The organism is Lacticaseibacillus sharpeae JCM 1186 = DSM 20505 (assembly GCF_001436225.1).
Classification (GTDB): Bacteria; Bacillota; Bacilli; order Lactobacillales; family Lactobacillaceae; genus Lacticaseibacillus; species Lacticaseibacillus sharpeae.
Map to the genome: position 1 here is coordinate 13,107 of NZ_AYYO01000044.1, position 23,896 is coordinate 37,002.

A 23,896-nucleotide genomic window follows, 5' to 3' on the forward strand; every position below is an offset into this window, starting at 1 on the left:
AAAGAGGTACTCGAATGACCACAGTCGGTCACATGCGTAACGAATTACTCGCATTATTCAAGCGTAACCCGAACGTGAGCTACGCAACATCAACCATCGTCAAAGCCTTGAAGGTTGAAGACGGGGACAACCGGGTCTTGGCGGAAGCTTTGGCCCAGCTAATCAAGGACAACTTGCTGCACAAGGATGACGCCGGCCTGTTTGCTGCTGGCGCTGGCGCTAGCGACCTGGTTACCGGGACTTTCCGCGGCAACGACAAGGGCTTCGGCTTCGTTGCCATCCCCGATTCCACAGACCCAGACTTCTTCATCGCGCCGCCGAACACGCACAACGCGCTGGATGGGGACACAGTCGAAATCCACGTGCTGCACGCCGCTAAGCCTGGTGACACGCGCGGGGGGGATGCCGAAGTGGTCAACATTACCGACCACAAGTACACCCAGCTCGTCGGTGAATACGCACCACTCCCAGACGGCGAAGCAATTCGCACCGGCTACATGGGCACGGTGACGAGTCACGAGAAGAAGATCAGCAAGTACACCATCTACGTCAAGGACATGGGTCTCATGCCCCAGATGGGTGACATGGTGCTGACTGAACTGACCAGCTACCCAGACCGCAACCACCCTGACAGCATGGAAGGGGTGCTCAAGCAGGACCTCGGGAACAAGAACGACCCTGGGGTGGACGTCATGTCCATCGTTTACCAGAACAAGATTAAGTCCGAATTCCCCACTGAAGTGCTCGAACAAGCCAACAACATTCCCGACCACGTCACGGAGGCTGACCGGGTGGGACGCCGTGACATCACCGATGAAGTGGTCGTCACCATTGACGGCGACGACTCCAAGGACTTCGACGACGCGGTCGGCTTGACCAAGTTGCCAAACGGTCACTGGCGCCTCGGGGTGCACATCGCCGACGTTTCGTATTACGTTGTGCCCGGCACGCCGCTGGATGACGAGGCCTACGAACGTGGCACGTCCACGTACCTGACCGACCGCGTAATTCCAATGCTGCCATTCCGGCTGTCCAACGGGATTTGTTCCCTGAACCCCGACGTTGACCGGCTGGCAATGTCTTGTGAAATGGAAATCGACGACCGGGGCCACGTCCTGAACCACGAGATTTTCCAATCCATCATCCGTTCCCACGGTCGCCTCACGTACAACAACGTGAACAAGGCGCTGGACGGCGACGCGGATGCCCTTGGTGAACACAAGGACCTGCTGCCAATGCTGCAGGAAATGGCTAAGTTGCACGAAGTTATGTACCAGATGCGCCATGCACGCGGGGCCATTGACTTCGAAGAGAACGAAGCGAAGATTATCGTCGACGCTGACGGTCACCCAACGGACATCGTGCTCCGTGAACGCGGGCTGTCCGAAAAGATGATCGAAAGCATGATGCTCGCGGCTAACGAAACTGTCGCTAAGCACTACTACGACGACCACGTGCCATTCCTGTACCGTGTCCACGAAACCCCTGATGATGACCGCATTAAGGAATTCATCGACTTCTGTGCCACGTTCGGGATTCACGTGCAGCCGGGCAAGAACGGCGCCATCACGCCGGCGATGCTCCAGCAGGTCGTCACCGACGTCACCGGCAAGCCGGAAGAGGCCATGGTCAACGTGAAGCTGCTCCGGAGTCTGAAGCAGGCCCGGTACTCACCAGATCCACTGGGTCACTTCGGTTTGGCGGCCCCTTACTACAGTCATTTCACGTCCCCAATTCGCCGGTACCCTGACCTGGTTGCCCACCGCATGATTCGCGAGTACGACCAGAAGGGTGAAACCGAAATGGTCAAGGACAAGTGGCGTGAAGCCCTGCCCGACATCGCGGTTGCGACCAGCACAGCTGAACGCCGCAGTATCGACGCAGAACGGGCTGTAGATGACCTGAAGAAGGCCGAATTCATGCAGGACAAGATTGGCGAAGACTTCGATGCCGTGGTCAGCTCCGTCCTCAGTTTCGGGATGTTCATTGAACTGCCGAACACGGTTGAAGGGCTTGTTCACATTTCCACCATGGATGACGATTACTACCAGTTCGTCGAGAAGCAGATGGCACTCGTCGGCGGCCGGACGCACAAGATGTATCGGATTGGCCAGTCCGTTCGCGTGCACTTGGAGAACGTCGACGTCGAGCAACGCAACATCGACTTCAAGCTGATTGACACCGAAGAAACGCCAACTGCGGACTTCGACACCAGCGACCTCAAGACCGAGGCGCCCGTGAAGAAGAGCTTCGGCGGTCCTCGTGGTGGGGGTAACCGGAACGGCGGTTTCCGCGGCAACGGTAACGGTGGCAACGACCGGCGCAATGGCGGCCGCAATGACAACCGTGGCGGCCAAAACGGTAACCGGGCTGGCAATCGCGACAATAACCGCGGCGGCCGCTCGGGCAATCGGGGCGGTTCCAGTCTGGACCAACTTGCAAACAAGTGGGGCAACCAGCGCGGTGGCAACAACAACCGTGGTGGCAACCGCAACAACCAGATGCGTAACAAACGTAAGTAATTTTTCACCAGCTTCGGGAGGTGGCAACAATGGCTAAAAAACAGAAACCAAAACCCGATAACCTGATTGCACAGAACAAGAAGGCCCGGCACGACTACACAATCACCGACACCTACGAGGCCGGGATTGCGCTCACCGGGACCGAGATCAAGTCTGTGCGCGACGGCAAAATTAACCTCAAGGACGGATTCGCCCGGATTCGTAATGGCGAGGTGTGGCTGGAAAACGTCCACATCAGTCCGTACCGCGAGGGGAACCAGTTCAACGTTGACGAATTGCGCAACCGCAAATTGCTGCTGCACCGGAAGGAAATCAATAAGCTGGGCGCGGCCACGGCGGGTCAGGGGAACACCCTGGTGCCGCTCAAGGTCTACCTGAAGCACGGCTATGCGAAGGTCCTCATCGGCGTCGCAGTCGGGAAGCACAACTACGACAAGCGGGAAACGCTGAAGAAGCGCGACCAAGAACGCGACATCGCCCGTGCATTGCGCGAACGTTAACTAGCAGGAAGTCTTTTTCACGCGCGCGTGGAAAAGATTTTTTTGCATCCGGTATTTCCCGGAAAATAGCGACCAAATAACGGAGGAAATCATGATTAACATTAGACCGGCACGTCCGGAAGACGGCAAGCAGGCAGCACCACTCATCAAGATTGTGTTCGACGAGATGGAGATCCCGGAACTCATGGCGATGAGCGCTGCGGACGTGAACGCGGTGTTCGCTCGCGCGTTCAATGTGCCCGAATACCGTTACAGCTACAACTACACGACCGTGGCGGAAGAAGACGGGGAGCTCGTCGGGATTTGCGTCGGCTACCCGGCGGAAAAAGAGGACCACATCGACGACGCCTTCGCGCCATTTTTGCCGGCCGTCGGGATTACTGATGGTCGCGAACTGATGCCCGACCACGAGAGCTTCCCGGGCGAATGGTACTTGGACTTGCTGGCGGTGAAGGAAACGGCGCAGCACCGCGGGATTGGGACCCAGCTGCTGGCGGATGCGTGCACGCGACAAAAGGCGGCGGGTCACAAGTATATGGGGCTATGCTGCGACTTGGTCAACCCCAAGGCCCAGGCGCTGTACGAGAAGTTGGGCTTTGCCGAAGACGGGCGCGTTAAGATTTTCGCCCACATGTACCGGCACATGCGCAAGACGCTATAGGAGACAATATGTACGATTTGCAAATGGGCAGTGCGCCCTGGTTGCGCGCGGCGGCCATCTACCTGCGGATGCAGGTGTTCGTGCTGGAGCGCACCATCAAGATTGAGGATGAGTTCGACAAGAATGACGTGCCCGGTGTCGTCTACGCGGTGATTTTCGATGGCAAAGAACCCGTTGCCACCGGCCGCTTCCTGCGCGAAGGCGACGATGCGGCGCGGCTGACCCGCATCGCCACGCGGGCCGACCACCGCGGCCAGCACCTGGGTACCCAGATCATCTGCGCGCTCGAACGGCACGCACAGGATTTGCACATCCATGACCTGCAGATTCATGCGGAGGTGACCGCCATTCCGTTCTACACCAGTCTGGGCTACCACGCCATTGGGCCGGTCTATGAAGAAGACGGCGTGCCGTGCCGGGTGCTGGCGCGAATGCTGTAGTTGTGGGCGGCACTAATAATTGATTGTTTACAAAAAAGGGAGCAGTGCGTGTCCAAGTTGGGCTGCGTACTGCTTCCTTTATTTGTTTAATAATTTTATTGTCTATTCTACGGACACCAGCTGTACTGCACTCACGCCTTTGAGCGCGTGCAGGTCGTTGATCAAGGCGTCGAGCGTGTTCGGCATGCTTGAGATGTCGAGGGACATGACGACGCTGGCCCAGTTGTGAATGGGGATGTTCTGGTTGATGGTCAGGATGCTGGCGTCGGCGAGGGAGATACGGTTCAGCACCTCAGACAACACGCCGCGCTCGTGGTGCAGCATCAGCGACACGACGGCTTTACGGTTCGACAGCTCCTGTGAGGGGCGGAAGACCACGTCCTTGTATTTGTAATACGTCCCGCGGCTGATGCCCACGCGCTTCACGGCTTCACTCACCTGGTGTACTTCGCCGTTCTCGAGCAGGGCCCGCGCTTCGATGACCTTCTCCACGACGTCCGGCAGAATTGACCGGTCGACAATGTAATACTTGTCCACAATTATCCCTCATTCATTTTAAATTGATTGCTGGTTGGTGCACACACGACAGACAGTGTTCGCCACCCCTATACTATACTGATTCCCGCGGTTGAGCACAAGCGCGGATTTGAACCAGAAAGGCAAACGCCGGCCCCGACGCGCATTGGCGTAGGGCCGGCGTTTTGTTAGAACGCAACCGGTGTCAGGGGCTGCGTGATGGAATCTGTGCGAATATGGTCGAGGACGGCCACCGTGAGCAGGCTCGCTGGGGCACAGTCTGCGTGCGCGCACCAGAGCCGCAATGTTTGGCCGCTGGCGATGGCGTCACTGGCGAAAATCGCCTCGAAGCCGTGGTAGGCGCGGAAGTGGTTGGCGGCCATGTTGCCGGTCACCAGCCAGTTGGAGCCGCGCAGCATGTATAGCGGGTGCGTCTCGCCAACCATCCGGATGAGCGTCGCGTGGCCTTGCCCGTTCACGGTTAGTTCATAGCGGTTCTTCCCGGCGCTCTTGATGCTGCCGAGCAGGTGCGTATCGGTGTTCAGCAGCTGGAAGGAGCCGGCCGTGCCGTATTTTTTGCGCAAAATGTAACAGGCGCGGTTGTTCTCGTCACGGACTGAGGTAAAACGCCCGGAATGTAATGCATCAGTTTCGAAAAATAGTTCCAAGTCGGATTTCCTCCTTTGCGTCGTGCTGGTCCGTGTGCATGCTGTTAGTTATCGAATTCGGTCTTGGCCGACTTCTGCTCGCGCCGGTTTTCGGCCAGGGCCTGCATAATCGCCAGGGCCACCCCGTGGTTGGTGTTGGTCGCGGTGATGAACCAGGCCAGGTCCTTGATGGGGTCAATGGCGTTGCCCATGGCGACACTGTACTTGGCGTCGCGAATCATCGACTCGTCGTTGTAGTTATCCCCGATGGACATGACTGAATCCATGTCGAAGCCTTTTTGCTGGGCGTACTTGGTCAGCGCAATCCCTTTTTGGGCATCGATGTTGTTGATTTCAATGTTGTTGACGGATGAACTGGTGACCATGAGCTTGCCGGTCGCCATCAGCAGTTCTTTGGGCTCCTTGAGGTCTTCCGGACTGGCGGTGTTGAAGGCGATGATCTTCATCACGTGCACTTCGGGGTCGGCCAGCACGTCCGTGTAGTTCGGCACGTAATTGATGTTCATGATTTCCAGGCGCGCAGAGGCCAGCGCCACGGCCAACTTGTAGTTGGTGTCAGGGTTGAGGTTCACGAGCAGGTCCGCCACGTTCTGAATCCGGCGTACGCGGCTGTTGGAGAAGATGCCGTGGTCCGTGACCAGTTCGTAGTAGATGTTGCGTTCGTCGAGCGTCCGCATCGAGTAAGCCGTCATGTCGTCAGCCAGGGGGATGGACACGACTAAGTTACCGGCCTCGTCGTACACCATTGCGCCGTTCAGCGTGATGAATGCGGGGTGCAGCTGTTGATCAGCCAGCAGGGGCTTGGCTTCGGTGAGACCACGGCCGGTTGCGACCATGAACTCAATGCCGTTTTCGCCCGCCTGCCGAATTGCGGCGGCGTTCTCATCGGACACCTGCATCTTGTCGTTGAGCAGGGTGCCGTCCATGTCTGATGCAATTAACTTAATCATTTTGTCCTCCCATGCCGGCCGTCTGCCGCCGGAACTAGTCTTCTACCTAAATCTACACGTATACCCATATTTTAGCATGTTCGCAGGGATTTGTGAAAACGCTAGCGTAAGTGGCGGGTGGCGCCAACTTAATGGATTCTTCAACAACATTTATCGTTTATCGATATGAAACGTGCTATGCTAGGCGTAGAAAAATACTTGGAGGTTTAGTGATGAAAATTGGTTCGTGGTTCCTCAAGATAGCACTGGGTGTGATCAGCTTATTGGTTATAGTGATGGCGGCAATGCCTTTTCCACAGTTGTCCTTTGCGATTTTGGTGTCCCCAGTCGCCGGCACCTTCTTTCAGGCACTGACGTTCGTGGCCGGGCTGTACCTGCTGATTGTGGCATTTCTGGTCGCCGCATTTTTCGCGGAACGGCTGTTACTGGTCATTGACCGACAGCAGGCCTTCAGTGACCAGGCGGTGCACCTGCTGGCCACCATCAAGTGGTGCGTTTGCGTCATGGCGGTGGGGGCGTTGATGTGGTTGCCACTGATTTACAGCGTGACCCAGCAAGAAGACGCACCCGGAATCATGGTGATTGCCCTGGGCATTATCGCCATCCCCGTCATCATCGCGGTCTTCCTGGCCGTGCTGCAGCGTCTGTGGGCGTCCGCGCTGGATTATAAGCGCGAGAACGACCTGACGATTTAGGCGCGCGCGATGATTGAGATTAGCTTAGATGCAATGCTGGCCAAGCGGGGGATGACGCTGACGCAATTGGCCGCGGCGGTGGACATCACGCTGGCGAACCTGTCGATACTCAAAACCGGCAAGGCCAAGGCGGTGCGCTTTTCCACCCTGGCCAAAATATGCGCGGTGCTTGAGTGCCAACCCGGCGATATTTTGCATTACACTACCGCAACTAACTAGTTAATGCGCGCCTGCGTGGTAAAATGTCTCTGGAGGTATCGCCGATGAAAACCTTAATTCACAACGACTGGCAGGACGTGCTTGCACCTGTCTTCGCCAGCCCTGAATACGCACAGCTGCACATGTTCCTGGCTGACGAATACCGTCACCAGACCATTTACCCGGAAATGCACCACATTTTCCAGGCGTTCGAATGGACGAGTTTTCGTGACACCAAGGTCGTGATCCTGGGCCAAGACCCGTACCACGAACCGAATCAGGCGGTGGGGGCCAGTTTCGCCGTGGCGCCGGGCGTGCAGATTCCGCCGTCCCTCGTGAACATCTACAAGGAATTGCAAAGCGACCTCGGCATTGCGCCGGTCAATCACGGGTACCTGAAGGCGTGGGCGCAGCAAGGCGTGCTGCTGCTCAATGCGGTGCTCACGGTGCGGCGTGCGGCGGCCAATTCCCATCGGGGGCGCGGCTGGGAAGCCGTGACCGACGCGGCGATTAAGGCACTGTCGGAACGCGGCGGCGTGGTGTTCATCTTATGGGGCAAGTCGGCGCAGAACAAGCGCCAGTACATCGACGAGACCAAGAACGCGGTCATTGCGTCGGTGCACCCGAGCCCGCTGTCGGCGTACCGCGGCTTTTTCGGCAGCCGGCCGTTTTCCCGCACCAACGCGGCGCTGGAACAGATGGGGGCCACGCCAATCAACTGGCAGCTGCCCGCGACGGTCAACCAGCTAGACTAGTTTAGGAAAAATTTAGATTTGCGGGGCGTGAATGTTTGGCCTGACCGCCGCGAATTGTTACAATTAGAACATCGAGATTGAGACCGGCCACCGTGGTCGGATTGACGGATAGCGCATGGAGGTATGATTGTGGATTTATTTAGCACACTGGAAGAAAATGTACGGGGCAAGAACGTGGCGATTGTGTTCCCTGAAGGTACCGAACCCCGGATTCTTGGCGCGGCGGCTAAGTTGCAGATCAACGGGGTTTTGCAGGCGATTGTGTTGGGTAACAAGGACGCGATTGCTAAGGTTGCTGCTGACAATCACTTCGACATCAGTCAGTTGACCGTGCGCGACCCCGAAACCGACGCGGACCACGACAAGTTCGCCAAGGCCTTCGAGGAACGGCGTCACGGCAAGGCCACGGCAGAACAGGCAGCGCAGACCGTGCGTGACGCCACCTACTTCGGTACGATGATGGTCTACACTGGCGAAGTTGACGGGCTCGTGAGTGGGGCCGTGCACTCCACCGCGAACACCGTGCGCCCAGCACTGCAGATCATCAAGACCAAGCCGGGAGTTTCACGGACGAGCGGTGCGTTCATCATGCAGCGCGGCGACGAACGGTACCTCTTCGCCGACACGGCCATCAACATTGACCCGAACGCCGATGAACTGGCTGAAATCGCCGTGGAATCAGCCGCAACCGCCAAGGCGTTCGGCATCGACCCCCGCGTGGCCATGCTGAGCTTCTCCACGAAGGGCTCTGCGGCCGGCGACATGGTCACCAAGGTCCAGGAAGCAACGGCCAAGGCCCAGGCCCTGGCGCCAGAAATCCCAATCGATGGCGAAATGCAGTTCGATGCCGCCTTCGTGCCGAGTGTTGGGGCACAGAAGGCACCCGACTCTAAGGTTGCCGTGCACGCCACCGTCTTCGTGTTCCCTGAACTGCAGTCCGGGAATATCGGCTACAAGATTGCCCAGCGGCTTGGCGGCTTCACGGCGGTTGGCCCTATCTTGCAGGGCCTGAACAAGCCTGTCTCCGACCTGTCCCGCGGTGCGTCCACTGAGGATGTTTACCAGACGGCACTGGTCACCGCAACACAGGTATTGGCGGCGCGCAATGACTAAGACGTGGGACTTCGCCGGCGAACCGGAAATGCAGGCGTTCGCAGCTAAGGTCGCAAACGTGGTCCAACCTGGCGACGTGCTGCTGCTGGATGGTGACCTGGGTGCTGGCAAAACCAGCTTCACCAAGGGTTTAGGCGCCGCGCTTGGCATTACCCAGCCCATCAAGAGCCCGACCTTCACGATTATTCACGAATATCCTGAAGGCCGCGTGCCCCTGTACCACATGGATCTGTACCGCCTGGAAGATGGCGGTGCGGAGGACCTCGGCCTTGAGGAATACTTCGAGGGCGATGGCGTCAGCGTGGTTGAATGGCCCGAGTTCCTCGGTGTCAGCGCGCCAGAAGACGACGTCACGCTCCATTTCCACAAGGACGACCACGACGTCAACCGGCGAACGATGACTGCGGATGCGCGTGGTGCCCGCGGGCAAAAGCTGCTGGCAGCGATTGAAGCAATTTAAATATTTGTGCTGAACGTTCACCAAATCAGGTGAGCGTTTTTCTTTTGCCAGTAGTTAATGATAAATTAATGGCCTGCCTCTTGAGTAATAGCCACATTTCTGCCAATATAATAACCGTTGTCATTATTAATTCGGGTTGTCGGGGGATGGCCCAGAAGAAGTTGGGAGAAATGAATATGCTGCAGAAACACCGCTTTACCGGCGTGCTTGCCTTATTTGCCGCGGTCATGGGCCTTGGCCTGGGCACCGCCAGCGCAACGCAAACCACGCAGGCGGCCGCGAAAACCGGGACGTACGCCTGGTTTGCCGGTCAGAACTACCACGGGCACCAAGTCATCACGGTGAATAAGAACCGGGCGACCTTCAGCAAGGCCGACCTGTCCACGAAACGTGGGGCCTGGGCCAAGTACGGCAACCTGGATCGCCAAAACCGGGTGACGACCGCCAACGCCATGCTCAGCAAGAAATTAATGCCTAAGCGTGCGCGCCAAGCACTCACCGTTAATCCAACTGGGTGGCACAATAAAAAAATTGGTAGTGGCTACTTATTTAACCGCAGCCATCTGATTGGCTACCAGCTGACCGGTCAGAACAACAACTGGAAGAACCTGATGACCGGGACCGCGTCCCTGAACACGCCGGGGATGGAGCACTACGAGAACCAAGTGGCCGTCTACCTGCGCCGTTCAACGCGCAATTACGTTCGCTACCGTGTGGAACCTGTCTTCCGTGGCCGCGAACTGCTGGCCCGTGGGGTGCACATGATGGCCCAGAGCGTGGGTTCCAACTCGGTGCGCTTCAACGTCTACATCTTCAACGTGCAAAAGGGCGTGTCCCTGAACTACAGCACGGGGAACAGCGTTGTCAGCAAGGCGGCGATGGCTAAACCGGCGAAGAAGGTAGTCAAGAAGACGACCAAGAAGACCGTGAAGAAGACGGTTAAAAAGGTGGTCAAGAAGCCGGCCAAAAAGACAACCAAGAAAGTTGTCCGCAAAGCCGCACCGGCCTATGTCTACGTGGTGCCAAACGGGAAGGTATACCACCTGCACCGTACTTGCCGCACGTTAAAGCGCAGCAAGCACATCAGCAAGATTACCCTGAAGGCAGCCAAGGCGCGCCACTTGCGTCAATGCAAGGTTGGGTAATGCATAGTGAACTAAGTCACCGCGAGCAATTGCGGTGATTTTTTAGCCCCCAATTGTTAGCGCTTACTTGACCGTGCTATAATATAGTTAATGAATGGAGGCACAGCAGGTAGGCATAGAAATGGGGTGGCAACATGGCAGAATTAATGGGCCCAATCAAGGCGTTGCGCCGGCTGTTTGGCCGGTACGTTGACTTCGATGGCCGCAGCGGCCGCGCGGCATACGCGTGGGCAATGCTCGGGTTAATCGGGATTACGACGGGGTTTGCGTTCTGGTTGCGCACGCGCACGCCTGCGATTAGCGTGACGAGCATTTTTGCTTCAGACATCATCTTCGTGGTGATGTTCCTCACGTACGCGGTTTTGGCGGTGCCGTATGCGAGCTTGCACGTGCGCCGCTACCGGGATGCCGGCCTGACGCCGTGGCTATTGGTGGTCACGGTGGTGGCGCCCCTGATCGCGCTGGCGCTGGAATCTGGGGTAGCGTACGTCGACTTTACGGCTTACACACTGCTATTGGTGAATCTGTTTTTAGGGTCACTACCAAGCAAACGAATATATGCTTTTTGATGATTAAATGACCTCCGTTATTAATTGCGGAGGCCATTTTTTGGTGGTAATCGCTTATCCGTCGCACTATTTGTGCTATACTTGCGCAAAAGTAGTTATTATTTGATTTGCTTTGGAGGCAATTATGCAAAAAAATGTTGGGTTCGGTAGTGCCCTGGTTTTGTTCTTCCGGCGCTACGTTGATTTTACCGGCCGCAGTACGCGCGCTGAGTACTGGTGGATGATGTTGTGGCGCTTCATTTACGCCATCATCTTCATCGCACTCTTGATTGCCCTCGTGCCGACAATCATCGTGGTGGCGGGGAATCAGGGTAATTCGGTTGTGCCAATCGTGATTGAAGTACTGCTGCTAGTGCTTTTGCTCCTGGTGGCGCTCGCGTCGATTGTGCCGACCATCGCGCTACTTGTGCGCCGCTTCCGGGACGCCGGGGTTAACCCGTTCCTGGTGCTCCTGCCGTACCTGTTGCCGCAGGGGGTGGGCGCATTCATCGGCATCCCCCAGATTGTGGTCAAGATGGGGACGGATGACCCGGCAACCTTGTTCAGCGCGTTCGGCTGACAGTATGGTGTCTACGGTCTCATCAGCCTGGCGTGCACCGTGTTCACGTTCGTGGTGACGGTGATGCCAAGTACGGATAAGCGGAAACTGCTTTAGGACAACTGAATAGTTGGCGGGTACTGATAATTAAAACCGGAATGGCAGTAGAAGGCAAAACTAAGATGACATTTCGAGACTGTCGATGATGTTGACGCTCGGTCTTTTGATCATTGCGCTGGGCAGCCACAACGACAAATAAAAAGCCGCCCTGTTAGAAACCTTGGACAGTTTCAGGGCGACTAAAATGTTGTAATGTAACTGGTCACTGCTCTTAAAGCAGGATGCCGGGAGGACGTGTTCCACCACGTCCTCTTTTTGTATGCCTTATCATACCACGAACTGAGAATGGCGTATCCGCAATGAATCTGCCGTGAACAAATTCTGTAGGGAGTTTTTTCAATAGTTGTTAATCAGGTAGTGGCACTAATTGTTGAAGTGTAAACGGCCGCAGCGCTTAAGGTCAAATATCTGCATTATGCTAACTTCACGAACCCCCGCAAGTCATTCGCCGAGAACGCCTTTTCCTCTGCCAGCAAAATCCGCGCACACGCGTACGAATCATCTAGTGCGTTGTGGTGGTGCTGCAGGTCGATGTTGAGCGCCCGGCTCACCGTGTCCAGCTTGTGGTTGGGCAAATCAGGGTAGAAGTGCTTGGAGGTACGCACCGTGTCGATGTACTGGAACTGCACAGGCGGAATCCCGTAGCGCTCCAGGCTCTTGCGCACAACCGAGACGTCGAAGGACGCATTGTGCGCGGCAACGAGTTGATTGGCGGTGAAGAAGCTCTGGATGTGCGGCCACAGTTCCGGCCAGGTCGGCGCGTCGCGGACCATGGACTCGGTAATGTGGTGCACCTGCACGTTATAGGGACTGAAGCGCACTTCCGGGTTGATGAGACTGTAGAACGAATCAACTACGCGGCTGTCGCGCACGACCACTATGGCGACGGAGCAGGCGGTCGCGCGCTGGCCCGCGGCGGTTTCGTAATCCATGGCAATGAAATCCAAATTGTTCCTCCTCAAATATGTGGTGCGTTAGTCGAGCCCGTTAACCGTCAGTTCAACGGGGCAGTGGTCGGAGCCCATGATTTCGTCGTGAATCTTGGCGTCGGCCAACTGGTCGTCGAGGGCCTTGCTGGTGACGAAGTAGTCAATGCGCCACCCCGCGTTGCGCTTGCGGGCGCCAAAGCGGTAGGACCACCAGGAATAGATGTCCTTCTGGTCGGGGTAGAAGTGGCGGAAGGTGTCAGTGAAACCGGCGTCCAACTGGGCGGTGAAATCATTGCGTTCCTCGTCCGTGAAGCCCGCGTTGTGGTGGTTGCTCGTCGGGTTCTTCAGGTCGATGGGGTTGTGGGCTACGTTCAAGTCGCCGCAGTAAATGACGGGTTTGGTCTCGGCGAGCTTACTCGTGTACTTGCGGAATTCGGCGTCAAAGCCCTGGCGGAAATCAAGCCGCTTGAGTTCCTGGCCGGAGTTGGGAACGTACACGGTGATCAGGTAGAACTTCGGGTACTCCAGCGTAATCACGCGGCCTTCCGTGTCGTATTCGGGCACGTCGATGCCGTACGTCACGTTCAGCGGTTCGTGCTTAGCGAAGATGGCGGTTCCGGAATAGCCCTTGCGTTCGGCGTAGTTGAAGTACTGCTGGTAGCCGGGCAGGTCGAGGGTGGCTTGGCCTGCCTGCATCTTGGTTTCCTGGAGGCAGAAGAAGTCGGCGTCCAGGGCGTTGAACGTGTCCATGAAGTCCTTCTTGAGCACCGCCCGCAACCCGTTGACATTCCACGAAATGAATTTCATCTGATTACCCACTTTCCTTGTGCTTAGTCTATTTGTATTATACCAAAGACGCGGGCGACGCGGGTTGCGCTTTGGTTACGATGCGGCAGCGAAAATGGGCAAATGCGCATTGGCATGGCTCCAAATTTGTGCGAAAATATAAGCGAAAGTATGTTCGTAAAGGAGGCGCCGCAGATGGCTGAATTGTTCCGGCTAGATTTACCCAGCGATACCCACCGCCGGATTGTGCATGTGGACATGGACGCCTTCTACGCCTCCATCGAGATGCGCGATGCCCCCGAGTACCGCAAGAAGGCGCTGGTGATTGCCCATGATCCGCGCAAAACGGGCGGCAAGGGGGTCATCACCACGGCCAATTACGTTGCGCGCCAATTCGGAGTGCACTCAGCAATGCCCGCGATGGAGGCACTGCGCTTGGTGCCGCGGCAGCTGCTCGTGTTCAAGGATCCCGATTTTGAGAAGTACCGGGCCGTGTCGCAGCAGATTCATGCAGTTTTCCACCAAGTCACCGACCTGATTGAACCAGTTGCGCTGGACGAAGCGTACCTGGACGTGACCGGGAACACCACTTTTTCCAACACCATCAGCCTGGCAATCTGGCTGCAGCGCACCATCGAGGCCAAGACGCACCTCACCTGCGCGGTGGGCGTGTCGTACAACAAGTTCCTGGCGAAAATGGCGTCGGAATACAATAAACCTGGTGGCCGGACGGTGGTCACCCCGGATGTGGTCGCTGAATTCCTGGCTGACCAGGACATCGGTAACTTCCACGGCGTAGGCAAGAAGACACTGCCCAAGATTGAGGCGATGGGGATCCATACCGGTGCTGACCTGCGCAACGAGTCGCCGCAGGAATTGCAGCGGCGGTTCGGCAAGATGTGTTTCGTGCTCGCCCAGCACGCCCGGGGCATCGACGACCGACCGGTGCGCGTGCGCGAGGCTAAGTCAATTGGCAAGGAGCGGACGTACAACCCGCCGCTCCAGACCGATGCGGCGGTGCAAAACGAATTCGTCCGGCTGGCAGACATGGTATTTACGGCGGCCCGGCGCAAGGAACGTCACGGCAAGACCGTCGTAATCAAGATTCGCGACGTCGACTTCACGACACTCACGCGGCGGGTGACCACGGAAACCTTCTTCGACAGTAGTGAGGCCATTTATGACGCGGCCTGGCAGTTGTGGTTGGAACTAGGCGGCTTGCGCAAGTCGTTGCGGTTGGTCGGCATCACGGTCACTGCACTGGCGCCGATTACGTTCGAGAACATCGACTTGCCGCTGACTCCCGGTAGTGTGCGCGGTGACCGCCAGCGGGAACAGCTTGCGCCTGAAGAAACAGAATAGACGGTTAGGAACAGACTGTGTGGCAATTTTGACGGCACCTGTTCCTTTATTTTCGCGGAAGCGCTGTCCTGTCAACACGAGGGACGGCGCTTCTGTTATACTATTAGTAGTTATGCACTTGGCGAGAAACAAACAGACCAGCAACTAGTGACGCCCCGGATTGATACAGTTGGGCAATGGAAGTTGCTGCTGTATCAATTAACGGGGGTGACGCAGTGCAAAAAAGCGAAAAACTACTTCACTACATCGAATCCCTCGATGTGGGGACGCGCATCTCGGTCCGCCAGATTGCGACTAGCCAGAAAGTCTCAGCGGGGACTGCATACCGCGCCGTCAAGACGGCCCAGACACGCGGCCTCGTCGCAACCATCGACCGCGTCGGGACCGTGCGCACGGATCCCCGGCCGCGCAGCACCAGCGCGCAGTTAACTTTCGCCGACCTGGTGCGTGTCATTGATGGCCGGGTGCTTGGCGGCAGTGAAGGCCTCGATAAGCCGCTCGACAAGTTCGTCATCGGGGCGATGAAGACCAGCGCGATGGGACATTACATCAGCCGCAACTCGCTGCTGATTGTTGGTAACCGTGAGGACGCACAGGCGCTAGCGCTTGAAAGTGGGGCGGCCGTTCTGATTACCGGGGGCTTTGACACCACGTCGGCGGTCATGAGTCTCGCTAACCGCTCGGCCCTGCCGATTATCACCACTAGCCACGATACGTTCACCGTGGCGACGATGATTAACCGGGCCCTGTCCGACCAGGCCATTCGCCGCGATATTCTGACTGTTGCCAGCCTGTATACGCCGCGCAGTGAGGCGAGCTTCTTGCAGCTGCCAGCCACAGTGGGCGACTACCGCAAGCTCGCGCGGACTACACAGCACAGCGAGATTCCGGTCATCAGCGTGAGCGGCCGGGTCGTGGGCGTGGCCAACGCCGACACCGTGCTGGAGCGCAAGGACAGTGCACCGCTCGAGCGCGCGATGGAGCGGCACCCCGCGGTGGTCAAAACCGGCGAGTCCGTGGCGACCGTCAACCACCTGATGCAAGGCCGCGGACTGAAGCTCGTGCCCGTGGTTGACGACGCCGGGCTGCTCATTGGGGTGCTGACGCGGGCCACCGTGCTCGCGCAGCTCCAGGAGACGCCGGCGACCGAACACCTGCCGGCCACGATTGCTGACCAGCTTGAAGCCACCCTTAGCTCCGTCGCACCGCTACCGGGGGGCACGGCGGCTTACCGCGTGGCGACGGCGCCCATCATGACCAACAAGTTTGGGGCCCTGAACGTTGGGGTGCTAAACGGGCTCATCACGAGCGCCACGAGCCGCTATTTGCGCAGCACGGGGCGGCAGAACGTGCTGGTCGACAACATTACCCTGACTACGTTGCGGCCAATCCAGCTCTCCGCTCGGGTGACCATTGGGCTCAATATTTTGGATTTGACCCGTCACGTTGCGACGTTTGACATCGACATCACCGCTGATGACGTGGTGGCGGCCAAGGCGCTGCTTACGTGTCAGCTACTTGAACGTAATTAAACAGTTAATAAATACTATTTCTGAAATGCAGGAGGAAATATCATGGCAATTGACCAAATTTTGCAAGCAATTGACGACTTCGACACCATCATTATTCACCGGCACCAGCGGCCCGATCCCGATGCGTACGGATCCCAGGTGGGGCTGGCCGAAACCATCCGCAACAGCTACCCCGACAAGGCTGTCTACGTTGTGGGTGAATCCGTGCCTAGTCTTGGCTGGTTGGCCACGATGCAGGAGATTCCGGACAGTCGCTACGAAGATGCCCTCGTGATTGTGACCGACACGGCTGACACGCCGCGGATTGACGATGACCGCTACAAGCTGGGCAAGAAGCTGATCAAGATTGACCACCACCCGGACGATGATGCGTACGGGGATGTGCGCCTGGTCCGGCCGGAAGCTTCCAGCTGCAGTGAGGTGCTGATTGACATCATCAACGCCAGCAACGGCCAGCTCAAGATGAACGTGCGTGCGGCCAAGATGTTCTACGCCGGTATTGTCGGCGACACGGGCCGCTTCATGTACAACAACACGTCCGCGCACACGCTGGAAGTGGTGGCACAGCTCTTTGGCTTCGGCTTTGACGCCAGCCTCATCAACCAGAAGATGACTGAGGTGACGTTGGGCCAGGCTAAGCTGCAGGCATTTGCCATGGACACCCTCGAAATCACGCCAAATGGGGCCGGTTATTACGTCCTGCACCAGAGCGACCTTAAGCGGCTCGGTGTTGCCAGTGACCAGTACCAGGCCGCGGTTGGCACCGCCGGCCGGCTCGGTGAAGTGCGTGCGTGGGCGATGTTCACGGAACAAGACGACGGAACCTTCCGTGTCAGTCTGCGCTCCAAGCAGGCGCCGATTGAACCCATCGCAAAGAACCACAACGGTGGCGGCCACGCTTTAGCCAGTGGGGCTAAGGCCAAGGACGACGCCGAGATCAAACAGATTGTTAACGAATTAGACGCACTGCTCGCCAGTGCCGGAAAGTGAGATTCATGGATAACAAGTTTAACCAGTACAACCTCAGCCCCGACCTGATTACGGCACTGACCGCAAACAAATTTGTGGAACCAACCCCGATTCAAACCCAGGTGATTCCTAAGGCGCTGAAGGGCCAGTCCATCATTGGCCAATCCCAGACCGGTTCCGGGAAGACGCTCGCGTTCCTGTTGCCGCTGCTCAGTAACATCGACCGCACCAGTGACACGCTGCAGGCGGTCATCACGGCGCCAAGTCGCGAACTGGCCACCCAGATTTACAAGACGGCCCAGCTGCTGCTGAAGGACATCGGCGACATTCGCGTCGGCCGCTACGTTGGGGGGACCGACCGCCAGAAGCAGGAAAAGAAGCTGACGGGTAAGTCCGTGCACCTGGCCATCGGGACGCCCGGCCGGATTCGCGACCTCATTCAAGACGGCGCGCTGACGGGTTACACCGTGAAGACCTTCGTGGTTGACGAAGCCGACATGACCCTCGACATGGGGTTCTTGGACACGGTCGACAAGATTGCCAGCACGTTCCCGGCTGAACTGCAGATGATGGTTTTTTCCGCCACGATTCCGCAGAAGCTGCAGCCATTCCTGAAGAAATACATGCACAACCCGCTGGTGATTGAGCTCAAGCCGAAGACAGTGATCGCCGACACGGTGGAAAACCTGCTGATTGCCAAGAAGGGCAAGAGCGCCAACGAGCTGATCTACAAGTTGCTCACCATTGGCCAGCCTTACCTCGTCCTGATTTTTGCCAACACCAAGGAAGCTGTGGACAAGCTGCACGCCTACCTGACCGAACAGGGTCTGGAAGTGGCGAAGATTCACGGGGACATCGCACCGCGCGAACGCAAGCGTGTGATGAAGGACGTCGCCGCTGGCCGTTACCAGTACGTGGTGGCCACGGACCTGGCTGCCCGCGGGATTGACATCAACGGGGTTTCGCACGTCATCAACGCCGAAATCCCGACCGACCCTGAATTCTTCATTCACCGGGTTGGCCGGACGGGCCGTAACGGCATGACCGGGACCGCCATCACCCTGTACGCACCGGGCGAAGAAAACAAGATTGGCGAACTGGAAAGCATGGGCATTCACTTCCAGCCTAAGACCATCCACGACGGCGAAATCATCGACGCCAAGGACCGCAACCGGCGTCAGAACCGGGAGAAGAAGTCCGACAAGCTGTCCCAGACCATGTACGGGATGCTGCAGAAGGAAAAGAAGAAGAAGAAGCCTGGTTACAAGAAGAAGGTCAAGAAGGCGATTGCCAAGGAAGAATGGTTCAATCGTCGCGTCGAGAAGCGGGCAGAATTGCGCGCGGCTAAACGCAAGAATAAGGCTAAGGGCTTGAATAAGGCATAACGCAAAGCACGGCGATGGTTAGTTGAATCGCGCATTTTTGCTATTTGAAAGACACCTGAGTATACGCTCGGGTGTTTTTTGTTACGCCCAATTGTCTAACCGTGATTGACGCAATATAATGAATTTAGATGTGCGGATATTTGGGCTATAAACGGATATTAAGTTGAAAGGGGGAAACTATGACTGACAATACAGCACTTGCGAAGTTTATCACTTCAGTAGGCAGTTTGAATGATTATGGTAGCACCGCGTTGCAGACCAAAAAGGCGTTAGATACTGGTTCAACCAAACCGTTGCGGCAAAATGCAGACGATATTGCAATTTTCACTGATACGTTGAAGGGCATTGACGCAGTAAAAAAGGTTGGCTTTTCTACTGCTGGAATTATCGCAATCAACAAACAATTTGATTCCCCCTCAGCCGAACAGCCAAAGATTCCAGGTCACTTGCGCAATGCATTCTACAACGAAGATGATAGGATCGGAATTGTGATTGATCATAAAAGCCAAGAAACCTATGTCCCAAAAGCGATCATTACCCCAAGTGATATTGATACAATAGTTGATCAATTTAACCAGTCCCCAAGAACCGAGAGTGACACTTGGCGGCTCTTTGCGGAGCTAGCAAAATTACAAGCTTTTCAGGATGGGAACAAACGAACGGCGTTAATTGCGGCAAATGCCGCCATGGGCACCTTTGAAACCGGCAATTACCTTGTTCTTCCTTTCAATGATCTTGACCGAATTGATTTTACGGTTGGTTTGATGAGGTATTACATCGCAAATGACGAGGAAGCGCGCACCGTTGCCTTTACTAAAATGATGGATGCATTGCCGAGTCCTAGTGAAAGGCAGCTGGAACTTTCCAAGCCAATGGCGGACAGTCCGGCAGACGCGAAGACATTGCGGATTAAGCCGCAACTACGAGGTCGGAGTTGGAATCAGGAATAGTATCGGCAGAGTGCGTATGTGCTTGTACTTTTTCTGGACCAACATGGCAGTTAATCAAAAACAACAAACGGGACCACGCAGATGCGTGGTCCCGTTTGTTGTTTAGTGTAGCAACCGGTTCTTCTGCGTCATCAGCTCTTTCTTGGAAATGACGCCGTCTTGCTGGAGCTTTTGGTACTTCAGCAGTTCGTCGGCCGGGGTCGAGATTGTCGTTGGCGCCGCGGTGAAGTAGGCGGTAATCGAACTGGTCAGGGTACCGATTAACCCAATCCCGGTGAACATCAGGATGATGGCGACCAGCCGGCCAAGCAGGGTGTGCGGGGTGACGTCCCCGTACCCAACCGTGGTGGCGGTGACGATGGCCCACCACAGGCCATTCCAGAAGTTTGTGTGTTCGGCGTACGCGTAAATGACTGACGCCACGAGGATGAGTCCCGCGGACAAGCCGAGGTAGTAAATCAGCCCACCGCCACGCAAGAAGCGCATCAGGCGGGAGCGGAAGTGGTGGGTCAAATGGTGCCAGTGCGCCGCGAAAATGTTGCGGGCGGTACGGATGCTGTGCGCCATTTTTTTCAGGTGCTCCTCCGACACCACGCCGTCAGTCGGGACGAGCGCGGACAGGCGGAAGGTGTTGCTCGCGAGCATCTTGGCCTTGCCCCGCGCCATGAACAGGCGAATCAGGTAGTCGCTGGCGAAGATGAGTAGCAATAGCGAAATGGTGACTTGGCCAAAAAGGTGGTTCAACTTGATTAAGTGGCACCAGTCCAGGATGACCACGATTAACGCGATGACGGAAACCACCGTCAACGTGGCGTTGTAGATGCGAAAGAACCGCTCTAGTTTGGCGTTCATGACGCTCACCTCGTGCATTATTTTTCACGTTAAGCATACAGCGCAATGACTAGAAAAACATCTGCGGCGGCGGCTATTTTACCAAAGATTAGAAGATTGGTCGCGACGGATTGTCGCGACCAGGCCTATCGCATATACTTGGTGTAAGCGTCATCAGGAGGAACGGATATGAAATATGGAAAACTGGGTAATACACTCGCAGTTGTTGGTTTGGTGCTGCTCCTTGCCGGGTGCAGTAGCGCGGCCCAAAACGACAACCCCAGTGCGTCGGCCACCGCGGCTAAGCAGGCGAACAGCAAAAAGGACAATGGCCTCATGGGTTGGTCGGCCAAAAATCAGCGGCAGTTAACCGAGTACCTCAGTAGTTATGCCCAAGTGAACGGCGTGGACTTGCTGACGGCCACAACGAAGCACCCGGCAACCTTTGCTAACCAAGAGTGGCCGGCGGTGTACGCTAAATATGAAGCCAAGCTCGGTGGGAAAATGGTGTATCTGCGCAGCGGCAAGGCAGACGTGAATAGTGATATCTACGTCGTCCAGGCCACGTACGCACTGCAGGCACAAGGCCAGGAAATGCCCGCTGCAATCTACATCTCGGCGCTGCACCGCGGGGCTCCGGTGCTGTTTACTGTCACTGTGAACACGGAGCACAATGCGCCGTTTTTACAGCTCACTTCTGGCAGCACCACGCAAATCATGAAGGCGTTCAGCACGATTGGCTATGGCGGCAAGCCGGAGCGGCCGACCAGGGAATAGTGATTCCTTTTGCTTTGCGGCGCCGGGATCCGGCGGTGTAAAACCCGCGTGCAAAATCCGGCGCTTCATTGTATAATATCAAAGTTAGGATATACCCCGTGTGTGGCTGACCATACAGAAACGGCGCGTTAATGAGAGCGTCGGGACCAAACACGGGCGTGCTCCCTGATATTACTCAACGAATTAAACATCTAATAAGTGGTAAACGATAAACATCGTTGCAATCAAGGTGGTACCGCGCATGAGCGCCCTTGAAATGCAGGGATGTTTTTATTTTCACCAATCCATGTTTATTCGCGGGAGCACAGCGCCGTGCTCGCAGCGGTTATTTACGATTATCAATAGGAGGAATTTTTCATGAAGCAATTGACTAGTGCCCAAGTGCGCCAGATGTTCCTTGACTTCTTCAAGAGCAAGGGCCACCAGGTTGAACCAAGTGCAAGTCTGGTACCAAAGGATGACCCAACCCTGCTGTGGATTAACTCAGGGGTGGCGACCATCAAGAAGTACTTCGACGGGACCGTGGTACCAGAAAACCCGCGGATTACCAACGCGCAGAAGTCAATCCGGACCAACGACATCGAGAACGTGGGGAAGACCGCGCGGCACCACACCTTCTTCGAAATGCTCGGGAACTTCTCCGTTGGGGACTACTTCAAGAAGGAAGTTATCCCGTGGGCGTGGGAATTTCTGACCAGCGACCAGTGGTTGGCCCTCGACAAGGATAAGCTGTACATCACCGTTTACCCTAAGGACCAGGACGCCAAGAAGCTGTGGGAGCAGACTGGTGTGCCCGCAAGTCACATCTATGAAGTTGAAGATAACTTCTGGGATATCGGTGGCGGTCCTTGTGGTCCCGACTCCGAAGTCTTCTACGACCGCGGCCAGAGCTTCAACAACGTGGCGGAAGACGACCCCGAGAACTACCCTGGTGGCGAGAACGAACGCTACCTGGAAATCTGGAACATCGTGTTCAGTCAGTTCAACCACCTGCCAGACGGCCAGATTGTTGACCAGCCCCACAAGAACATTGATACCGGGATGGGCCTCGAACGTGTCGTTTCCGTTGTCCAGAACACGCCAACGAACTTCGAAACTGACCTGTTCCTGCCCATCATCCAGGCAACCGAAAAGCTGTCTGCCGGCAAGAAGTACGGTGAAAGCAAGGCCGACGATGTCTCCTTCAAGATCATCGCGGACCACGCCCGGACGGTCACCTTCGCCATTGGTGACGGGGCATTGCCAAGTAACGAAGGCCGGGGCTACGTGCTGCGGCGTCTCATTCGCCGGGCGATTGTGAACGGCAAGAAGCTTGGTATTAACGAAGACTTCCTGTACAAGCTCGTGCCCGTGGTTGGTAAGATCATGGAATCCTACTACCCAGAAGTGCTGAAGAGCCAAGAATTCATCCAGAAGGTTATCGAATCTGAAGAAGCACGTTTCCGTTCCAGTCTCGATGCCGGGATGAGCAAGCTCGATGCCATCATGGACCAGCTGAAGGCCGATGGCGACAAGCAGATCAACGGGGATGACGCTTTCCTGCTGTTTGACACGTTCGGTTTCCCCGTTGAAATGACCAACGAAATTGCCGAAGATAACGGCTTGTCCGTGGACATGGATGGCTTCAAGACCAACATGGAAGCACAGCGCCAGCGCGCCCGTGCTGCCCGCGGGAACGCTCAGTCCATGGGTAACCAGGACACGACCTTGATGGACATCAAGACCGACTCCAAGTTCACCGGCTGGACCAGCGTGGCTGAAGCCGGCGCCGTTTTGACCGACATCGTGGCCGACGACCAGGCAGTTGATTCTGTCAGTGCCGGCACCGCCCGGCTCGTGTTCGACAAGACGCCGTTCTACGCCGAAATGGGGGGCCAAGTGGCTGACCACGGGACGATTACGGACGCTGACGGCAACGCGGTGGCGGTCGTGACCGACGTGCAGCACGCACCTAATGGCCAGAACCTGCACACCGTCACGGTGAACGGCGAGCTGACCAAGGGTGCTAAGTACAACCTGGCCGTTGACACCAAGCGCCGCCACAAGGTTTCCCTGAACCACACGGCGACCCACTTGCTCGACCAGTCCTTGCGCAACGTGCTTGGCGAACACACGCACCAGGCCGGCTCCCTCGTTGAACCCGACTACCTGCGTTTTGACTTCACCAACTTCGGTCAGGTGACCGACGACCAGTTGCGGGCCGTTGAACAAATGGTCAACGAGCAGATCTGGCGGGCACTACCAGTAACCGCCGTTGAAACCGACATCGAAAGCGCCAAGAAGCTTGGTGCCATCGCGGTGTTCGGCGACAAGTACGGGGACGTGGTCCGCGTTGTGTCCATCGGTGACTTCAACAAGGAATTCGATGGCGGGACGCACCCAGCCAACACCTCCGAGCTGGGACTGTTCAAGATTACCAGTGAAAGCGGGATTGGGGCCGGCACGCGCCGGATTGAAGCGGTGACCTCTAAGGAAGCCTTCGAATACCTGAGCCAGCAAGCCGACGCGCTCGCCGCAACGGCGGG

Annotated in this window: 24 protein-coding genes and 1 pseudogene; 19 read left to right on the plus strand and 6 right to left on the minus strand. The window is 56.6% G+C overall.

What is annotated here, in order from left to right; translation table 11 throughout:
- Positions 1-14: 14 nt before the first annotated feature.
- The 4 genes from rnr to FC18_RS08415 all read left to right on the plus strand — a co-directional run bounded on the left by rnr (position 15) and on the right by FC18_RS08415 (position 4,123).
- Complete coding sequence (gene rnr, locus FC18_RS08400; RefSeq protein ID WP_082620491.1) at positions 15-2,522, plus strand: ribonuclease R; 2,508 nt, start codon at positions 15-17, stop codon at positions 2,520-2,522.
- A gap of 29 nt (positions 2,523-2,551) precedes the next feature.
- Positions 2,552-3,022: an SsrA-binding protein SmpB gene (gene smpB, locus FC18_RS08405; protein ID WP_054677173.1), complete on the plus strand. Its 471-nt coding sequence runs from the start codon at positions 2,552-2,554 to the stop codon at positions 3,020-3,022.
- Between the two features lie 91 nt (positions 3,023-3,113).
- Positions 3,114-3,683 carry a GNAT family N-acetyltransferase gene (locus FC18_RS08410; protein WP_082403878.1) on the plus strand — a complete coding sequence of 190 codons (570 nt, stop codon included), beginning with the start codon at positions 3,114-3,116 and terminating at the stop codon, positions 3,681-3,683.
- An 8-nt stretch (positions 3,684-3,691) separates the two neighbouring features.
- Complete coding sequence (locus FC18_RS08415; protein ID WP_056976056.1) at positions 3,692-4,123, plus strand: GNAT family N-acetyltransferase; 432 nt, start codon at positions 3,692-3,694, stop codon at positions 4,121-4,123.
- Between the two features lie 102 nt (positions 4,124-4,225).
- On the opposite strand, the gene FC18_RS08420 is transcribed toward FC18_RS08415, so the two are convergent.
- The 3 genes from FC18_RS08420 to FC18_RS08430 all read right to left on the minus strand — a co-directional run bounded on the left by FC18_RS08420 (position 4,226) and on the right by FC18_RS08430 (position 6,257).
- Complete coding sequence (locus tag FC18_RS08420; protein WP_054677175.1) at positions 4,226-4,660, minus strand: ACT domain-containing protein; 435 nt, start codon at positions 4,658-4,660, stop codon at positions 4,226-4,228.
- Positions 4,661-4,827: 167 nt separating this feature from the next.
- The gene (locus FC18_RS08425) at positions 4,828-5,307 is read right to left on the minus strand and encodes a hypothetical protein (RefSeq protein ID WP_056976058.1); all 480 of its coding nucleotides are present in this window, start codon (positions 5,305-5,307) and stop codon (positions 4,828-4,830) included.
- Positions 5,308-5,351: 44 nt separating this feature from the next.
- Entirely contained in the window at positions 5,352-6,257 is a 906-nt protein-coding gene (locus tag FC18_RS08430; protein WP_054677179.1) for a Cof-type HAD-IIB family hydrolase, read from the minus strand.
- 212 nt (positions 6,258-6,469) lie between these two features.
- On the opposite strand from FC18_RS08430, the gene FC18_RS08435 reads away from it, so the two are divergent.
- The 8 genes and pseudogenes from FC18_RS08435 to FC18_RS08470 all read left to right on the plus strand — a co-directional run bounded on the left by FC18_RS08435 (position 6,470) and on the right by FC18_RS08470 (position 11,751).
- Positions 6,470-6,952 (plus strand): DUF2975 domain-containing protein, encoded by a 483-nt coding sequence (locus FC18_RS08435; protein WP_054677181.1) that lies wholly within the window; start codon positions 6,470-6,472, stop codon positions 6,950-6,952.
- 9 nt (positions 6,953-6,961) lie between these two features.
- The gene (locus FC18_RS08440) at positions 6,962-7,171 is read left to right on the plus strand and encodes a helix-turn-helix domain-containing protein (protein ID WP_054677183.1); all 210 of its coding nucleotides are present in this window, start codon (positions 6,962-6,964) and stop codon (positions 7,169-7,171) included.
- A 44-nt stretch (positions 7,172-7,215) separates the two neighbouring features.
- On the plus strand, positions 7,216-7,905 hold the full coding sequence (locus FC18_RS08445) for a uracil-DNA glycosylase (RefSeq protein ID WP_054677185.1): 690 nt from the start codon (positions 7,216-7,218) through the stop codon (positions 7,903-7,905).
- Between the two features lie 129 nt (positions 7,906-8,034).
- The gene (pta, locus tag FC18_RS08450) at positions 8,035-9,018 is read left to right on the plus strand and encodes a phosphate acetyltransferase (protein WP_056976060.1); all 984 of its coding nucleotides are present in this window, start codon (positions 8,035-8,037) and stop codon (positions 9,016-9,018) included.
- Positions 9,011-9,478 (plus strand): tRNA (adenosine(37)-N6)-threonylcarbamoyltransferase complex ATPase subunit type 1 TsaE, encoded by a 468-nt coding sequence (gene tsaE, locus FC18_RS08455; RefSeq protein WP_056976063.1) that lies wholly within the window; start codon positions 9,011-9,013, stop codon positions 9,476-9,478. The genes pta and tsaE overlap by 8 nt, the downstream gene beginning before the upstream one ends.
- Positions 9,479-9,774: 296 nt before the next feature.
- Positions 9,775-10,623, plus strand: a pseudogene (locus FC18_RS08460) (DNA/RNA non-specific endonuclease); the annotation flags it as partial.
- 134 nt (positions 10,624-10,757) lie between these two features.
- On the plus strand, positions 10,758-11,192 hold the full coding sequence (locus FC18_RS08465; RefSeq protein ID WP_054677189.1) for a DUF805 domain-containing protein: 435 nt from the start codon (positions 10,758-10,760) through the stop codon (positions 11,190-11,192).
- A gap of 124 nt (positions 11,193-11,316) precedes the next feature.
- The gene (locus FC18_RS08470; protein ID WP_054677191.1) at positions 11,317-11,751 is read left to right on the plus strand and encodes a DUF805 domain-containing protein; all 435 of its coding nucleotides are present in this window, start codon (positions 11,317-11,319) and stop codon (positions 11,749-11,751) included.
- A 512-nt stretch (positions 11,752-12,263) separates the two neighbouring features.
- Here FC18_RS08470 and FC18_RS08480 read toward each other — a convergent pair.
- Positions 12,264-12,797 (minus strand): 3'-5' exonuclease, encoded by a 534-nt coding sequence (locus FC18_RS08480; RefSeq protein WP_056976067.1) that lies wholly within the window; start codon positions 12,795-12,797, stop codon positions 12,264-12,266.
- Positions 12,798-12,824: 27 nt separating this feature from the next.
- On the minus strand, positions 12,825-13,586 hold the full coding sequence (locus FC18_RS08485; RefSeq protein ID WP_054677196.1) for an exodeoxyribonuclease III: 762 nt from the start codon (positions 13,584-13,586) through the stop codon (positions 12,825-12,827).
- A 174-nt stretch (positions 13,587-13,760) separates the two neighbouring features.
- On the opposite strand from FC18_RS08485, the gene dinB reads away from it, so the two are divergent.
- From dinB to FC18_RS08510, 5 genes are all read left to right on the plus strand, one after another.
- A complete protein-coding gene (dinB, locus tag FC18_RS08490; RefSeq protein WP_056976069.1) occupies positions 13,761-14,927 on the plus strand; it encodes a DNA polymerase IV in 1,167 nt (388 codons plus the stop codon).
- A 215-nt stretch (positions 14,928-15,142) separates the two neighbouring features.
- Positions 15,143-16,459: a DRTGG domain-containing protein gene (locus FC18_RS08495; RefSeq protein WP_235804218.1), complete on the plus strand. Its 1,317-nt coding sequence runs from the start codon at positions 15,143-15,145 to the stop codon at positions 16,457-16,459.
- A 42-nt stretch (positions 16,460-16,501) separates the two neighbouring features.
- Positions 16,502-17,449, plus strand: coding sequence for a DHH family phosphoesterase (locus FC18_RS08500; RefSeq protein ID WP_054677198.1), 948 nt, complete (start codon positions 16,502-16,504; stop codon positions 17,447-17,449).
- Positions 17,450-17,454: 5 nt separating this feature from the next.
- Positions 17,455-18,813 carry a DEAD/DEAH box helicase gene (locus tag FC18_RS08505; RefSeq protein WP_056976073.1) on the plus strand — a complete coding sequence of 453 codons (1,359 nt, stop codon included), beginning with the start codon at positions 17,455-17,457 and terminating at the stop codon, positions 18,811-18,813.
- A 179-nt stretch (positions 18,814-18,992) separates the two neighbouring features.
- Positions 18,993-19,763, plus strand: coding sequence for a Fic family protein (locus FC18_RS08510; protein WP_054677200.1), 771 nt, complete (start codon positions 18,993-18,995; stop codon positions 19,761-19,763).
- Positions 19,764-19,865: 102 nt separating this feature from the next.
- On the opposite strand, the gene FC18_RS08515 is transcribed toward FC18_RS08510, so the two are convergent.
- Complete coding sequence (locus FC18_RS08515) at positions 19,866-20,615, minus strand: potassium channel family protein (RefSeq protein ID WP_056976075.1); 750 nt, start codon at positions 20,613-20,615, stop codon at positions 19,866-19,868.
- Between the two features lie 168 nt (positions 20,616-20,783).
- On the opposite strand from FC18_RS08515, the gene FC18_RS08520 reads away from it, so the two are divergent.
- Positions 20,784-21,371: a DUF4767 domain-containing protein gene (locus tag FC18_RS08520; RefSeq protein WP_056976077.1), complete on the plus strand. Its 588-nt coding sequence runs from the start codon at positions 20,784-20,786 to the stop codon at positions 21,369-21,371.
- Positions 21,372-21,728: 357 nt separating this feature from the next.
- On the plus strand, positions 21,729-23,896 hold a 2,168-nt coding region (alaS, locus tag FC18_RS08525; RefSeq protein WP_235804219.1), incomplete at its 3' end, for an alanine--tRNA ligase.